A 16,493-nucleotide genomic window follows, 5' to 3' on the forward strand; every position below is an offset into this window, starting at 1 on the left:
TGTCAGCGCGCGCGGCGTGAGAAGAAGGAGATCAGAACCGGCAAGGTCACGAGGATCACCACGGGCGCCAGCATCATGCCGGTGACGACGACGACCGCGAGCGGCTTCTGCACCTGCGAGCCGATGCCCTCCGACAGCGCCGCCGGCAGCAGGCCGACGCCCGCGACGACGCAGGTCATCAGCACCGGACGAAGCTGCAATTCACCGGTGCGCACCACCGCGCTCATGCGGTCCATGCCTTCCTCGATGAGCTGGTTGAACTGCGACAGGATAATGATGCCGTCCATCACGGCGATGCCGAACAGCGCGATGAATCCGATCGCCGCGGAGACGCTGAACGCCGTGCCGGAAATCAAGAGGCCCAGCACCCCGCCGAAGATCGCCATCGGGATCACGCTCATCGCGAGCAGCGTATCGGTCATCGAGCCGAAATTGAACCAGAGCAGAACACCGATCAGCGCCAGCGAGATCGGCACCACGATCGACAGCCGCCGGATCGCGTCCTGGAGATTGCCGAACTCGCCGACCCAGTCCATGTGCGAACCCGGCGGCAGCTGCACCTGCTCGGCGATCTTCTGCTGCGCCTCGCGGATCGCGCTGCCGAGATCGCGCTCGCGCACCGAGAACTTGATCGGCAGATAGCGCTCCTGCTGCTCGCGATAGATGTAGGCGGCGCCGGAGACGAGGCTGATATTGGCGACCTCGCTCAGGGGGATTTGCGTGACGGTGCCGTTCGGCCCGGGCGCACCGATCCGCAAATTCTGGATCGCCTCCGCGCTTCTGCGGTATTCCGGCGCGAGGCGGACGATGATCGGGAAGTGGCGGTCGCTGCCCGGCTCATAGAGATCGCCCGCAGTGTCGCCGCCGATCGCGACCTTGATCGTGGCGTTGATGTCGCCGGGGGCGAGGCCATAGCGCGCGGCCTTGGCACGGTCGATGTCGATCTGGATGGTCGGCTGGCCGAGCGAAGTGAACACCGCAAGGTCGGTGACGCCCTGCACGGTGGCCAGCACCGATTTGATCTTGTTGGCGGTGTCGGTCAGCGCCTGGAGATCGCTGCCGAACAGCTTGATCGAGTTCTCGCCCTTCACGCCGGAGACGGCTTCGGAGACGTTGTCCTGGAGATATTGCGAGAAGTTGAACTCGACACCGGGGAAGCGGTCGTCGAGCTGCTTGAGCAGCTCGGCGGTCAGCTCCTCCTTGTCGCGCGTGCCGGGCCATTGGCTCGCAGGCTTGAGCGGCGCGAAGAACTCGGCGTTGAAGAAGCCGGCCGCGTCGGTGCCGTCGTCGGGACGGCCGTGCTGCGACACCACGGACTCGACCTCCGGCCGGGCGCGGATGACCTTGCGCATCTCGTTGACGTAGGTGTTGCCTTCCTGGAGCGAGATGGTCGGCGGCAGCGTGGCGCGGATCCAGAGATTGCCCTCTTCCAGCTTGGGCAGAAATTCGAGACCGAGCAGCCGGCCGAGCGCCACCGTCATCAGCACGAGCCCGACGGCGCCGCCGAGCACGATGTTTCGATTGGCGACCGCCCAATGCAGCAGCGGCGAATACAACCGATGCAGGATCAGCATCACCTTCGTCTCGGTCTCCTCGACATGCGCGGGCAGGATGATCGCGGATAGCGCCGGGGTGACGGTGAAGGTCGCAAGCAGCCCGCCGGCCAGCGCATAGGCGTAGGTGCGCGCCATCGGCCCGAAGATGTTGCCCTCGACGCCTGATAGCGTGAACAGCGGCAGGAAGGCCGCGATGATGATTGCCGCTGCAAAGAAGATTGAGCGCGAAACGTCCGCCGCGGCGCTGAGGATGGCATGGCTCTTCATGCCGAACAGCGTCTCATTCGACATTTGCTCGGTTTCCGACATCGGCGTCGTCTGGGTCAGGCGGCGGAAGATCGCCTCCACCATGATGACGGTGGCATCGACGATCAAGCCAAAATCGATGGCGCCGACCGACAGCAGGTTCGCCGATTCTCCGCGGAGCACCAGGATGATAACGGCGAAGAACAGCGCAAATGGAATGGTGGCGCCGACGATCAGCGCGCTGCGCAAGTCGCCGAGGAAGATCCACTGCAGCAGCACGATGAGCAGAATGCCGACCACCATGTTGTGCAGCACGGTGTGGGTGGTGAGCTCAATCAGGTCCCCGCGGTCGTAGATGCGCTCGATGCGCACGCCGGGCGGCAGGATGCTGGAGTTGTTGATGGTTTGAACGAGTTGGTGGACGCGCTTGATGGTTGGCGAGCTCTGCTCGCCGCGGCGCATCAGGACGATGCCCTGCACGATGTCGTCGGCCTCGTCGATACCGGCAATGCCGAGCCGGGGCTTCTGACCGACGGTTACGGTGGCGACGTCCTTGACCAGCACCGGATTGCCGCCGGACTGTGCCACCATGGTGTTGGCGAGGTCGTCGATCGACCGGATCAGGCCGACGCCGCGCACCACGGCCGATTGCTGGCCGATATTGACGGTGTTGCCGCCGACATTGACGTTGGAATTGCCGACCGCCTGGAGCAATTGCGGCAGCGTCAGGCCGTTGGCGACCAGCTTGTTGAAATCGACCTGGAGCTCGTAGGTCTTGCTCCTGCCGCCCCAGCCGGTGACGTCGATGACGCCGGGTACGGCGCGGAAGCGGCGCTGCAGGATCCAGTCCTGGATGGTCTTGAGGTCGAGCACGCTGTAGTTCGGCGGACCCACCAGACGATACCTGAAGATTTCGCCGATCGGGCTGAGCGGCGAGATCTGCGGCTGCACGTTGCCGGGCAGCGGCGCGAGCTGCGCCAGGCGGTTCAGCACTTGCTGCAGCGCCTCGTCATAGGTGTAGGCGAAGGAGAACTGGAGTTTGATGTCGGAGAGGCCGTAGAGCGAGATGGTGCGGATGGTCGTGAGGTTCTTCAGGCCCGCGACCTGGGTCTCGATCGGGATCGTGATGTAGCGCTCGATCTCCTCGGCCGACAGGCCCGGACTCTGCGTCACGATGTCGACCATCGGCGGGGTCGGATCGGGATAGGCTTCGATGTTGAGCTGGTTGAACGCGATCAGGCCGCCGATCAGGACGGCGACGAACATGCCGACCATTAGGAAGCGCCGGTTGACGGCAAGAGCAACGAGACGATCCATCAGGTCTTCAGTTTTCTTGGGTCGTCGATCAGCTGCCGGACGCCGCGCGGTCGATGAACAGGCTGCCCTTGGTGACGATCTGCTCGCCGGGTTTCAGATTGCCGGTGACCTCGACGAGGTTGCCGTTGATGAGGCCGATCTTGATCTGGCGCAGCTCGACCGATTTGTCTTCGCGAGCGACCCAGATGCGGACCTTGTCGGCTTCATAGATCAAAGCCTGTTTCGGCACCGCCGGCGCGGCACGGTCGCCGGCCGAGTAGATCGTGACGTTGGCAAACATCTCCGGCTTGAGCAGGCCGTCCTTGTTGTCGATGGTGGCGCGGACCAGGAGGCGGCGGGTGTTGGGGTCGATCGCGGCGGCGACGTAGTTGATCCTGGCGGTCAGCGGCCGACCCGGCAGGGCCATCACGTTGACGGTGATGTCCTGACCGATGCACACCGCGGCCGCATCGCTCTCGCGCACGAACGCGGTGAGCCAGACCGTGGAGAGGTCCCCGATCACGAAGACCGGATCGCTGGCACCGGAACTGACATACTGGCCAGGGCCGATCTTGCGCTGCACGACAGTGCCCGCGATCGGCGAATAGATCGTGATTTCCGGATTGATCGCGCCCTTCTCCTGGAACGCCTTGATGGTCTCGTCGGTGAAACCGAGGATGCGCAGCTTGTTGCGCGCGGCTTCCAGCGCCGTCCCCGAGGAGCGCATGTCGTTCTGCGCCTGGACCTGGGTCGCTTCCGCCTGCTGATAGTCCTTCAGCGGAATGGCATGGCCTTCATAGAGGTCCTTGGCGCGCTTGAATTGGATGTCCGAGAGCTCGAGCGCCGACCTCGCCTTGTTCTGCGACGTCATCGCCGCGACGAAATCGTTCTGAGCCTGCACGGTGTCGGCGGCTTCGATCGTGAACAGCGGTTGGCCTTGCTTCAGGGTCTCGCCCGGCTTGGCGAGCAGCTTGGTGACCCGGCCTGCATAGGGCGAGAACACCGGCGTCGAGCGATCCTCGTCCACCGCGACCTTGCCCTCGGTGACATACTCGGCTCGGAAGCTCTTGGCCTTGACCGGCTCGATCGTCAGCGTCGCCCATTCGGACGGTGTCGGCGTGAAGGTCTGCGCATTCCTGCGCGATTGGCTGGAGATGTCGGAGTGCTTCTTTTCCTTGGGCCCCGCCTGGAGGAAGCCGTAGGCCCCGGCACCGACGAGAGCTAGTAAAACTACGGAGGTGATCACCCGTGGTTTTGTAAGCACCTGCAATCGCTTGGTATTTTCAACTACCATTGAGCCCGGTCGTGTCTGCGACGATCTCGGCAAATGACTGCCTCATCGGTCGCGCTAATAGTGCTGAATTCAGATTTCAGACAACCTAAAAAACGCTGGGCGCCTCTTGGTTGGCGTTAAAAATTTGCGACGTGTCAGCTTCATGTCAGCTTCGCGCCGGCCACTGTGCCGGATGACTGCCCAGCGGCATCGCCGGACGGCTCCATTGTGCCGGCGTTGTCGATAGCACCGCCGAATGACGCACCGCCTTCAACGTGCCGAAGCCAGATGACATGCTCTCGATGAACGCAGCATGTACAGCGTCCCCCGTAAGATCCGGGGTGTTCAGTCCGCCGTCAAGGCGGCCGAGATTCCATAGCCAGCGTCCGGTCTGCGCCAGCGATACGCGCACGTGCCAGCTGCCGCCTTCGCGGGCCTGGCGCGCCTTGGCCACCATGGTGCCGAACGCCATCAGATAACCGGTGGCGTGGTCGAGCATCTGCGCCGGCAATTCCTTGGGACCGTCGATGCCGGCGGCCTGCCCCTCCGCCTGGTTGAAGCCGGTCGTGGTCTGCACCAGTGAATCGAAGCCGCGCCGCTCCGCCCAGGGGCCGGCATGGCCATAGGCCGACAGCGTGACATAGACGATGCCGGGACTAATTTGCGCTGCGTCCTCCGGCGCGAAGCCGAGGGCGGCGAGCGCGCGCGGACGATAGCCTTGCGAGAAGACATCGGCGTCTTTCAACAGCGCGCGCAATCGCGCCCTGCCCGCTTCGCTCTTCAGTTCGATGAAGGTCGTGAGCTTGCCGCGGCCGGTGTCGATGGTGAGCCAGGGGATGGCGGGTAGCTCCGGTCCTGAGACGAGCAGCACGTCCGCGCCGTGCGCAGCGAGCGTGCGGCCCGCGACAGGGCCTGCGATGACGCGGGAGAGATCGAGCACGCGGAGGCCCGCGAGCGGACGATCGCTGTTCGACAATCCTTGGGGCCACGGTTTCGCCGGGGCCTCGCCGATCTTCTCGATCGAGACCAGTTGCAGTTCGGCGAGCGCACGCGCCTGCGGCAGCGCCGACCATTCGTCGTAGCTGCGCATCAGGGCGACGACGCCGCCCGCAGCGTAAGCCGCAGTTTCGAAATCCTCGCCTTTCCATTGTATCAGCACCGCCTGCACCTTCTCGCGCTCGGGCAGGCAGCCGAGCACGTTGCAGACGGCGTCGCGGTGATGCGGGAAATTGGTGTGGCAGCGGACGAAGCGGCCATCGCCGGTCCTGTAGACGCCGGCGACGGCGTCCCAGGCCGGGGGCGGCGGCTTGTCGTCGACGCGCAAATAGCGCTCGGATCGGCATTCGACGACCGCGTGACGCATATCGACGGAGACGTCCTGCGCCTCGCCGCTGCGCAGTCGCCAGATTTCGGCGGCGGCGAGGCCGGCGGCAGCGATCGTCGTCTGGCCGGCGACGGCGACGCGAAACGAGGATGGGATCTGCGGCTCCTCGCCCGTCAGCTGCACGCGGCCGAGGGCAGCCGGATCGCCGCCGGCGGAGGTCCAGATGCACTTGAGAATGTCGGCGGAGCTTTGCATGGCCGCTTCTCTCCCTTTAGTTTTCGCGACCATCCCACGTTCAGAGAAAGGATTGCAATGGCCGCCATCGATCCCCTCACCGCGGGCGCCGTGTTCGTCGCAACGGCGGCCACCGACGCGGTCTATGTGATGTTCACTTCGGCCGTGGTCGCGCGCAAGCGCGTACCGGCCGCGACCTGGAGCGCGATCTGGTACCTGCTCTCCTCCTACGCCGTGATCAGCTACACCGAGAACGCCTTCTATGTCGCCTTCGCCGCGATCGGCTCCTGGGCCGGCGCCTACGTCTCGCTGACCTTCCTGCATCGCCCACCCGGCGGCCCGCCGGTGGGGGCGGCGCCGGAGTGAAGATCGTCATTGCGAGCGCAGCGAAGCAATCCAGAATCTTGCCGCAGATGCGGTCTGGATTGCTTCGTCGCAAGAGCTTCTCGCAATGACGATGTGGAGGCTTCTGGGCGTCTCTCGAAACCGCTACACTCGCGACGACCAACAAAAAGGAGCCAAACAATGGATCTCGGTCTCAAAGGCAAGAACGCCATCGTGCTCGGCGGCACGCGCGGCATCGGGCGGGCGATTGCGGTGACCCTCGCCGGTGAAGGCGCCAATGTCGCGGTATGCGCGCGCAACGCCGATCAGGTTGCGGCCACCGTCACTGAACTGAAGGCAAGCGGTGTCAGCGCCATCGGCAGCCCGGTCGACGTCACCGACGGCGCGGCGCTGAAAGCCTGGATCGAGAATGTCGCAAAAGAACTCGGCGGCATCGATTTGCTGTTCTCCAATGCCGGCGCGATGGCGCAGGGCCAGGATGCCGCGTCATGGGAGCAGAATTTTCGGCTCGACGTGCTCGGCGCCGTGCATGCGTTCGATGCCGCGCGGCCATTCCTCGAAGCCAGCGGCGAGAGAAGCGGCGATGCGGCCTTCGTCATCATCTCCTCGATCTCGGCCGCACAGGCTGACCTCGCCAGCTCCTACGGCCCGATCAAGGCGGCGCTGATCCACATGGCCAAGGGACTGGCGCGGCAATATGCGAAGAAGAAGATCCGCGTCAACGTGGTGTCGCCCGGCACCGTCTATTTCAAGGGCGGCGTCTGGAACATGATCGAGCAGAACATGCCCGAGCGCTACAAGGATGCGATGAGCCGCAATCCGACCGGCCGCATGGCCACGCCGCAGGAAATCGCGAGCGCGGCGGTGTTCTTGGCAAGCCCGGTGTCGTCGTTCACGACCGGGTCCAATCTCGTCGTGGACGGCGCGATTTCGAACCGGGTGAATTTTTAGGGGCGACAAGGTTCGTAACCGCCCCGTCATCCTGAGGTGCGAAGCTTGCGATGCAAAGCATCGCAGGCTGAGCCTCGAAGGATGAACGGCCACGATGCAGCCGGGCCGTCGCCCTTCGAGGGCCGCTGAAGAAGCGGCCGCCTCAGGGTGACGGTGAGAGATTGCGCGAGCTGAACAAAACCTCAATGAAAATCCCGCGACGGCGGCAGGATGCGGACGTTGCGGGGATGGCGGATTTTTTGCGCGGGGGTATCGGCATGAGCGCGGGGGTCGTCGTTGAGCGACTCGATCAGATCGGCGCCTGACGGCACCGGATGCTTGCGGCTTAAGGCATCGTTGGCCAATCCGATCAGATCGTGCGAGCGATCGATCATGCGCTGGGCGATGAGATGCGTCACCTTCTCGGGGCTGCTCTGGATATAGCCTTCGACCAGGATGAGGCGCGCGCCCATCACCTCCTTGCGGTATTGCTCCATGATCTTGGGCCACACCACGACATTGGCGATGCCGGTTTCGTCCTCCAGCGTCATGAACACGACGCCGCTGGCGCTACCCGGCCGCTGCCGCACCAGCACGACGCCGGCGCAGCGAACGCGGCGCCGCTCGTTCTCATGGCTGACGTCCTTGCAGGCGATGACGCGCTCGCGCGAGAACATCTCGCGGAGGAACTCCATCGGATGTCCCTTCAGCGACAACCGGATGGTCTGATAGTCGGCGACCACCTGCTCGGCGCGCGGCATCACCGGCAATGGCTGTGCGTGCTCGTCCGGCTGCTCGCGCGCGGTGGCCGCCTCGAACAGTGGCAGCGGCACGTCGTCGGGCAGCCGTCGCACCTGCCATAGCGCCTCGCGGCGGTCGAGTCCGAGCGAGCGGAACGCGTCGGCATCCGCCAGCAGGATCAGCGCGCGCTTGGGCAGGCCGGTATCGCGCGCAAAATCTTCCAGCGAGGTGAAGGGACGGCGGTTGCGGGCGGCGACGATGCGGTCGGCCCAGTCCTGGGCTCTCTCCGTATTGTTCTGAGCTACCTCTCCTTCATCATTCCGGGGCGCGCCACTTGGCGCGAGCCCGGAATCCATTCCTCCTCCAGGCGTACGCGGCCCCATGGATTCCGGGTTCGCGTTTCCGCCTTCGCTCTCAGAGCTTCGGCGGACAAGCCGCGCCCCCCGGAATGACAACTGGGAGCGTTTCAAGCGCTCCTCATCCTCGTCCAACCAGTGGAAGCCATCGATCTGGCGGAAACCGAGGCGCACGGCGCAATATTTGTCTCTTCCCTGCTCCAGCGTGTTCTGCGCAAAGCTGTAGGACACGTCGATGTCGCGCACCTCGACGCCGTTCTTGCGGGCATCGCCGACGATCTGTGCCGGAGCATAAAAGCCCATCGGCTGCGAGTTCAAGAGGCCGCAGCAGAAGGCGTCGGGATGGTAATGCTTCAGCCATGAAGAGATATAGACGAGCTGCGCGAAGCTCGCGGCGTGGCTCTCGGGGAAACCGTAGGAGCCAAAGCCCTTAATCTGGTCGAAGCAGCTTCTGGCGAAGTCGGCATCGTAGCCGCGCGCGACCATGTTGCCGATCAGCTTGTCCTCATATTTACCGATGGTGCCGACATTGCGGAAGGTCGCCATCGAGCGGCGCAGGCCATTGGCTTCCTCGGAGGTGAATTTTGCCGCCTCGATCGCGATGCGCATCGCCTGCTCCTGGAACAGAGGCACGCCCTTGGTCTTATGCAGCACCTTGTAGAGCTCGTCCGCAGGACCATGCTCGGGCGACGGCGAGGGATAACGCACCTCCTCCTGACCGTTCCGCCGTCGTAAATAAGGATGCACCATATCGCCCTGGATCGGCCCCGGACGTACGATCGCGACTTCGATGACGAGATCGTAAAACGTCCGCGGCTTCAGGCGCGGCAACATGTTCATCTGCGCACGGCTTTCGACCTGGAACACGCCGAGCGATTCCCCGTCGCAAAGCATGTCATAGACTTTGGGATCGTCCTGCGGAACGCTCGCCAGCACCCAGCGCTCGCCCTTGTGCTCCGCGATCAAATCGAAACATTTGCGGATACAGGTCAGCATGCCCAGCGCCAGCACGTCGACCTTCATCATGCTGAGCGCATCGACGTCATCCTTGTCCCATTCGATGAAGGTGCGGTCGTCCATCGCGGCATTGCCGATCGGCACATAAGTGTCGAGCCGGTCCTGCGTCAGCACATAGCCGCCGACATGCTGGGAGAGGTGGCGCGGGAATTCGATCAGCTCGGTTGCGAGCTCGACCGCGAGATTGATCATGGGATTGTTGGGATCGAGTCCGGCCTGCCTGACCTGCATGTCGTTGAGGCCCTTGCCCCAGCTTCCCCAGACGGTATCGGCGAGCGCGGCAGTGACGTCCTCGGTCAGGCCCAGCGCCTTGCCGACGTCGCGAATGGCGCTGCGCGGGCGGTAATGGATGACGGTGGCGATGATCGCGGCGCGGTGGCGGCCGTAGCGGCGGTAGACATATTGCATCACCTCCTCGCGCCGCGAATGCTCGAAATCGACGTCGATGTCAGGCGGTTCCAATCGCTCCTTGGAGATGAAGCGCTCGAACAACAGATCGACCTTGGTCGGATCGACCGAGGTGATGCCGAGCACGTAACACACGGCCGAGTTCGCCGCCGATCCCCGCCCCTGGCACAGGATATTCTGGCTGCGCGCGTAGCGCACGATGTCGTGCACGGTGAGAAAGTAATGTGCGTATTTCAACTCGGCGATCAGCGCGAGCTCCTTGTTCAGGGTCGCGCGCAACTTGTCGTCGATCTTGCCGCCAAAATATTTGTCGACACCCGCCCAGGTCAGGTCCTCCAGATGCCCTTGCGCGGTCTTGCCTGGCGGCACCGGCTCGTCCGGATATTGGTATTTGAGCTGATCGAGCGAGAAGTCGATTGCGTCTGCAAAGCGCATGGTCTCCGTGATCGCCTCGGGGAAATCGCGGAACAGCCGCGACATCTCCCTGGGCGCCTTCAAGAACCGCTCGGCATTGGCTTCCAGCTTCCGTCCGACCGACTCGATCGTGGTCTTTTCCCGGATGCAGGTCAGCACGTCCTGCAAGGGACGACGCGCCGGATGATGATAGAGCACCTCGTTGGTCGCGAGCAGCGGCACTCGTGCTTCTGCCGCGAGATCATCGAGCCGCGCCAGCCGGCGCCGGTCATCGCCACGATAGATCAGGCTCGCCGCCAGCCACACGCCCTCGGCGCGGCTGTCCTTGAGTTTTGCAAGAACATCCAGCGCCTGCGCGGATTCGAAACGATGCGGCAGCGTCGGGACCAGGAGCTGACCTTGCGAAAACGCGAGGAGATCGGCGAAGGTGAGACGGCATTCCCCCTTCTCGATCCGCGTGATGTCGTCGCCGCGCTTACCTTTGGTGAGAAGCTGGCACAGCCGGCCATAGGCCGCGCGGTCGCGCGGATAGACCAGAATATCCGGCGTGCCGTCGACGAAGACGATGCGCGCGCCGATCAGGAGCTTCGGCTTGTGCAGCACCTCGGCATTGTCGAGCTCCTTGTAGGCGCGCACCACGCCGGCGAGCGTGTTATGATCGGCGATGCCGATCGCGGGGATGCCGAGGATGCTGGCCTGATGCACATAGGCGCGCGGATCCGAGCCGCCGCGCAGGAAGGAAAAATTGGTGGTGATGCCAATCTCGGCATAGGCAGGCGTGTTCATGCGAAGAGACCGTGCACATACCAGCTGGGAGGAACGGGCTTGCCGTCGTCATCGAAGCACTCCCCCTCATAAAGACCGTCGCGAAAGATCCAGAAGCGCAGGCCTTCGGCATCCTCGATGCGGAAATAATCTCGCGTGAGCTGCTTGCCGTCCTGCCGCCACCATTCCATGGCGATGCGCTCGGGTCCCTCCACCCGCACCACCGCATGTAGCGCGCGGCGCCAGGTGAACTGATGTGGCGGACCGTCCGGCACGGTCGCGAACGGCACCTTGATCGGCTCCGGCTTGTCGAACAGCCGCAAGGGGCGCAGCGGCGGCTCGCTCTCGGCACGTGCCGGCCATTCGGCCTGCATGGCAGCGGCGAGATGATGCTGCGCCGGCGCGGCCAGCACCGCGCATTCAGGGATATGGGTATCCTGCGGCAGGTGCACGACGACACGCTTGCCGCCGATGCGCGCGGCAATGCGGTCGATCAGTGCGGCGAGCTCGTCATTGTCGTGGACATGAGCGTCGAGATCGCGCTGCTCCTGCACCACGATCTCGGTGCGGCTCGCCGACAGCCGCACCATGTCGAAGCCGAAGCCGGGATCGAGCGGATCAGCGAGTGCGTCGAGGCGCTCGCGAAACAACCGGTCGATGACCGCGCTTCGCGTCACAGGACGCCCGGTCTCGACCGTGATCGCGCGCACCACGCCGTCGGTGCGGAAAAAGGCAGCCTCCAGGCGCCGCGCGCCCTTGCCCTGCTTCTCCATGGACGCGATCAACGTGTCGGCGAGCCGCGACAGCGTCATCGCGATCATTGTGTCGGTCGCGATCGGCTCGGCAAAGCGCTTTTCCACGATGTAGTCGGGCAGCGGCTTGCGCGGGTTGATCGGCGCATCGCCCTGCCCCAGCGCATGCGCCAGCAGCGTGGAGAACCGCGCGCCGAACCGCGCCGTGATCTCGCTCGGCGTGCGCGAGGCGACATCGCCGATGGTCTTCAGCCCCGCGCGGCGCAGGCCGGTGGTGATGATCTCGCCTGCGCCGAGCGCGGATATCGGCAACCGGCTGATCGCCTCCGCCTCCTCGCCATCGGCCACGATGGTGCCCGTGGCCTGCCGCGTCAGCGTGCGCGCGCAGACCGAGGTGCCGGCGATCGCCGCGCTGACGGCAAACCCCTGCCGGGCCAATGCGCGGACCAACGTCCGCAACAACGCGGCCTCACCACCAAACAGATGCGCGCAGCCGGTGATGTCGAGGAACAGCCCGTGCGGCGGATCGAGCGCCACCAGCGGCGTGAAGCGGTCGCACCAGTCCGCGACATCGCTGAGCGTCTTCGCATCGGCCACGACATCGGCGTCGAACACACGCAGGTCCGGACACATCGCCCGCGCATTCGCCAGCGGCTGACCGATATACAGGCCGAGGCGCTCGGCGGCCTCGTCCAGCGCATGGATCACCAGCGCATTGTTGTCCTTGATGACGACGATGCTTGGATCATTGCTCTTATGCAGTCCGACGTTGCCAAAGAACCGCTGAATCCGGTCGATTGGCAGGCGCGGCAGCCACAGGCTGAGGACACGTCGACGGCTCACTGAACTGGCACTCATCACATTTCCATTCCATGATCCACCGGCCACATGGGCCATGACGATTGCGCAAGAGCTCGGCATCGAAGCGCGGCGCCCCCCAGGCACTCCACATCGGGCCCGGCGGTGAATGCGCCGCGCGCAGCATCCATCGTGTTTCCGCGGTCGAGGGCATCGGTTGCGCGGCCATGCGCAGCAAGAGCCCGGTGACGCCGGAAGATTGCGCGGCCAGCGTCAGCTTGCGGCTCGCCACGAGATCGAACTGCCTGATCTCGCCCCAGAGCTCGAGCACCACGGCCCCCAGCGCATCGCAGGCGAGCGCGTCGGCTGAGGTGCGTAGTGCGCTCTCGACATCGACGGCGCGCACCATCACCACGCGGCGCGGGTCGAGGCCGAGTTCGGCGAGCCCGCTCATCGACAGCGCGCCGGTTTCGAGCTCCGAAAAATCCTGCCGCACCCACAGCAGCGGTTTGCGTGCCGTCACGCGGCCCGCAAGCCCCATGACGAAGCCCGTCGCGGCCGTCCCCTGCCGGCCCTCGCAAAACACCTCATGGATCGCCGCGCGCGCGAGCCCGCCCTTCAGCGCGGTATCCGCCTCGCTGTGGCCGAGCGCGACGCGATCGCGATGATGCACGACCTCCGCCGTCTCGATGCGCTCGATTTGGCTGCGCAAGGTCGCAAGCGCGCTGATGCGTGCGCCGCTCATGCTCGCCGCTCCTTCAGAGATTGATGCCGTGGTCCTCAAAAGAAGAACCAACGGCTGGCTCATTTGTTCATGATATGTTCTAATATAAAGCTAACAGCGCCCCGCGAGTCAATCGAATTGGCGCTCAGTCGGATTCATGAGCAGAATCAAGAGGATTCAAGTGCCATGTACCTCATCACTCTCGACAGCCAGACCGATTTCGAGAGCTGGCGCAAAACCGCCCGCGCGCTCGCACTGCATCAGATCGCGCCGGCCGACGTGACCTGGAGCGTGCAGGGCCGCGCGAAAGAGGCGGTGCCGGCCGGTCTATGCGAAGCGCCAGGCCTTCCGCCGATCGAAACCGACGGCACCTTCAGCGTGCCGGCCAATTTCATCGAGCTCGCCCGCATCGCGGCCCTGCACCGCGACGGTGAACGCTTTGCACTGCTCTATCGCCTGCTGTGGCGGTTGCGGACCGACCACGATCTGCTCGAGACCAGAGCCGATCCGGACGTCGCGCAGGCGACAGCGATGGCCGTCAGCGTGCATCGCGACATGCAGCGGATGCGCGATGTCATTCGCTTCCGCGAGATCGGACGCGAGCACAACGCACATTACGCGGCCTGGTTCGTGCCGGAGCATCACATCGTCGAATTCACCGCCCCCTTCTTCGCGCGCCGTTACGCCGACATGCCCTGGTCGATCCTCACGCCCGACATTTGCGCCCATTGGGATGGCCACGCGATCTCATTCACCCCGGGCATCAGCCAGACGGAGATGCCCGCCCCCAACCGGTTGGAGGAAACCTGGCGCCGCCACTTTCCAGACCACCCGATCACGCCGGAAGCGCCGAAGAAGAGTCACAGGAACCTGTCGAAAGCCTCGATACTTGAACCGCTGCTCGCCGATGCCGAACGCTGGACCGGCGGGTGGATCACCCCGCGGCCGGAGGCTCCGATGAAACGCAAGCTAGCTGCCGATGATCTCGACGCGCTCCGTAAGGAGGCCGCGCATTGCCGCGCCTGTCATCTCTACAAGGATGCAACCCAGACCGTGTTCGGCGAAGGCCCGAAGTCCGCCAACATCATGCTGGTCGGCGAGCAGCCCGGCGACAAGGAAGACCTTGCCGGCCATCCCTTCGTCGGCCCGGCCGGCCAGATGCTCGACCGCGCACTGGAGGAGGCCGGCGTCGATCGCAAGAAGGTCTATGTCACCAACGCGGTCAAACACTTCAAATTCGTGCCACGCGGAAAGGTCCGCCTGCACCAGAAGCCGAATACGCCGGAGATCCGGGCGTGCCGGCAATGGTATGAGCGGGAAGTTTCGGCAATCCAACCCGATCTCATCGTGGCGATGGGCGCCACTGCCGCGCAAAGCGTGTTCGGCAAGATCACGCCCATTGGCAAAAACCGAGGCCGGCTGATCGACCTACCCGACGGGCGCAAGGCTTTGGTGACGGTGCATCCGTCTTATCTGCTGCGGCTGCCCGATCCGGAAACCAAGGTGCTGGAATATCAGCGCTTTGTCGACGATTTGAAGATCGCGGCCGGCTTGCAGAAGAAGGCTGCACGGGCTGCCTAATACTGGCAGCAAAAACGGCCTTCACGCCTTAGTTGTCATCCGGCCTTCAAATCCATCGCGGACAATACCCTTACTTGAAAGTTAAGGGGCGTCCAGACATGACCGATGTTGCATTTGACCGCGCGGTAACAGATCCCGCGCCCGTCCAGCCGGCCTCGCGGCCAAATCTCGACAAGGGCTTCAATCCGCTGACGTTGATCCTGTTCTTCGGCATCCTCGCCGCCGGCCTGCTGTTCGTCGCTTACAGCATCTATGTCGACATCAACGCGACCGGCACGCGGGTGACGACCTACCTGCCCTACATCCTCCTGTTCGTCGCGCTCCTGATCGCGCTCGGCTTCGAATTCGTCAACGGCTTCCACGACACCGCCAATGCGGTGGCGACCGTGATCTATACCCATTCGCTGCCAGCCGAAGTCGCGGTGATGTGGTCGGGCTTCTTCAACTTCCTCGGCGTGCTCTTGTCCTCCGGCGCGGTCGCGTTCGGCATCGTCTCGCTGCTGCCGGTCGAGCTGATCCTCCAGGTCGGCTCCAGCGCCGGCTTCGCCATGGTGTTCGCGCTTCTGATCGCCGCGATCCTGTGGAATCTCGGCACCTGGTTCTTCGGCCTGCCGGCCTCCTCCTCGCACACGCTGATCGGCTCGATCATCGGCGTCGGCGTCGCCAACGCCGTCATGCGCGGCCGCGACGGCACCTCGGGCGTGGATTGGAGCAAGGCGACCGAGATCGGCTACGCGCTGCTGTTGTCGCCGCTGTTCGGATTCATCTGCGCCGCCGTGCTGTTGCTGCTGCTCAAGTTCATCGTGCGCAACCCGGCGCTTTATGCCGCGCCCGAAGGCAACAAGGCGCCGCCGCTGTGGATCCGCGGCCTGCTGATCGCAACCTGCACCGGCGTCAGCTTCGCGCACGGCTCGAACGACGGCCAAAAGGGCATGGGCCTGATCATGCTGATCCTGATCGGCACCGTGCCGACGGCTTACGCTCTCAACCGCGCGCTGCCGGAATCCCAGGTCGCCCAGTTCCAGAAGACCTCCGAGGCCGCCTCCAAGGTGATCTCGGCCAAAGGCGCGGGCCACAGCATCATCGGCGATCCTCGTCCGGCGGTGACGCAGTACATCGCCCTGCACGAGCTCAACGACGGTACCTATCCCTCGCTCGCCGTGCTGGTGAAGGACGTCGGCGATCAGGTTGCCCGATACGGCACGCTGAGCAAGGTACCCGCCGAAGCCGTCGGCAACACCCGCAACGACATGTACCTGACGTCGGAAGCGATCCGTTTCCTGATGAAGGACAAGGCGAACGATCTCAACAAGGATGAGATCGCGGTGCTCAACACCTACAAGGGCTCGCTCGATGCCGCCACGAAGTTCATCCCGAACTGGGTGAAGATCGCGGTCGCCATCGCGCTCGGCCTCGGCACCATGATCGGCTGGAAGCGCATCGTCATCACCGTGGGCGAGAAGATCGGCAAGAGCCATCTCACCTACGCGCAGGGCGCCTCGGCCGAGCTCGTGGCTGCCGCCACGATCGGTGCCGCCGACGTGTTCGGCCTGCCGGTCTCGACCACCCACGTGCTGTCGTCCGGCGTCGCCGGTACCATGGCGGCGAACGGTTCGGGCCTGCAATGGTCGACGATCCGCAACCTGCTGATGGCCTGGGTGCTGACCCTGCCCTGCGCGATCATGCTGTCGGCCACGCTCTACGTGATCTTCTCGCGGATGTTCTAAACTTCT

Annotated in this window: 10 protein-coding genes; 4 read left to right on the forward strand and 6 right to left on the reverse strand. The window is 64.4% G+C overall.

Features of this window, described 5'->3' with window-relative positions:
* Positions 1–2: 2 nt before the first annotated feature.
* The 3 genes from ACR9YP_RS32585 to ACR9YP_RS32595 all read right to left on the reverse strand — a co-directional run bounded on the left by ACR9YP_RS32585 (position 3) and on the right by ACR9YP_RS32595 (position 5,950).
* Positions 3–3,119: an efflux RND transporter permease subunit gene (locus ACR9YP_RS32585; RefSeq protein ID WP_438109828.1), complete on the reverse strand. Its 3,117-nt coding sequence runs from the start codon at positions 3,117–3,119 to the stop codon at positions 3–5.
* 28 nt (positions 3,120–3,147) lie between these two features.
* On the reverse strand, positions 3,148–4,392 hold the full coding sequence (locus tag ACR9YP_RS32590) for an efflux RND transporter periplasmic adaptor subunit (protein WP_091890789.1): 1,245 nt from the start codon (positions 4,390–4,392) through the stop codon (positions 3,148–3,150).
* A 145-nt stretch (positions 4,393–4,537) separates the two neighbouring features.
* Positions 4,538–5,950, reverse strand: a complete 1,413-nt coding sequence (locus ACR9YP_RS32595) for a CoA transferase (protein WP_438109830.1) — start codon at positions 5,948–5,950, stop codon at positions 4,538–4,540.
* A 57-nt stretch (positions 5,951–6,007) separates the two neighbouring features.
* Here ACR9YP_RS32595 and ACR9YP_RS32600 point away from each other — a divergent pair, with 57 nt between their 5' ends.
* The gene (locus ACR9YP_RS32600; RefSeq protein ID WP_091890782.1) at positions 6,008–6,295 is read left to right on the forward strand and encodes a hypothetical protein; all 288 of its coding nucleotides are present in this window, start codon (positions 6,008–6,010) and stop codon (positions 6,293–6,295) included.
* 159 nt (positions 6,296–6,454) lie between these two features.
* On the forward strand, positions 6,455–7,225 hold the full coding sequence (locus tag ACR9YP_RS32605; protein ID WP_438109832.1) for an SDR family NAD(P)-dependent oxidoreductase: 771 nt from the start codon (positions 6,455–6,457) through the stop codon (positions 7,223–7,225).
* A gap of 182 nt (positions 7,226–7,407) precedes the next feature.
* On the opposite strand, the gene ACR9YP_RS32610 is transcribed toward ACR9YP_RS32605, so the two are convergent.
* From ACR9YP_RS32610 to ACR9YP_RS32620, 3 genes are read right to left on the reverse strand one after another with little or no spacing between them, the layout of a single operon-like run.
* Positions 7,408–10,926 carry an error-prone DNA polymerase gene (locus tag ACR9YP_RS32610; protein WP_474217854.1) on the reverse strand — a complete coding sequence of 1,173 codons (3,519 nt, stop codon included), beginning with the start codon at positions 10,924–10,926 and terminating at the stop codon, positions 7,408–7,410.
* Entirely contained in the window at positions 10,923–12,515 is a 1,593-nt protein-coding gene (locus tag ACR9YP_RS32615) for a Y-family DNA polymerase (RefSeq protein ID WP_438109837.1), read from the reverse strand. Before ACR9YP_RS32615 ends, ACR9YP_RS32610 begins: the two co-directional genes overlap by 4 nt.
* Positions 12,412–13,200, reverse strand: a complete 789-nt coding sequence (locus ACR9YP_RS32620) for an ImuA family protein (RefSeq protein ID WP_438109839.1) — start codon at positions 13,198–13,200, stop codon at positions 12,412–12,414. The genes ACR9YP_RS32615 and ACR9YP_RS32620 overlap by 104 nt, the downstream gene beginning before the upstream one ends.
* Positions 13,201–13,365: 165 nt before the next feature.
* Between ACR9YP_RS32620 and ACR9YP_RS32625 the strand changes: the two genes are divergently transcribed.
* Both ACR9YP_RS32625 and ACR9YP_RS32630 read left to right on the forward strand, forming a co-directional pair.
* Positions 13,366–14,760 carry a UdgX family uracil-DNA binding protein gene (locus ACR9YP_RS32625; protein ID WP_438109841.1) on the forward strand — a complete coding sequence of 465 codons (1,395 nt, stop codon included), beginning with the start codon at positions 13,366–13,368 and terminating at the stop codon, positions 14,758–14,760.
* A 98-nt stretch (positions 14,761–14,858) separates the two neighbouring features.
* The gene (locus tag ACR9YP_RS32630) at positions 14,859–16,487 is read left to right on the forward strand and encodes an inorganic phosphate transporter (RefSeq protein ID WP_128944816.1); all 1,629 of its coding nucleotides are present in this window, start codon (positions 14,859–14,861) and stop codon (positions 16,485–16,487) included.
* The last annotated feature ends 6 nt before the right edge of the window (positions 16,488–16,493 follow it).

It is taken from the genome of Bradyrhizobium sp. BR14999, from assembly GCF_056106085.1.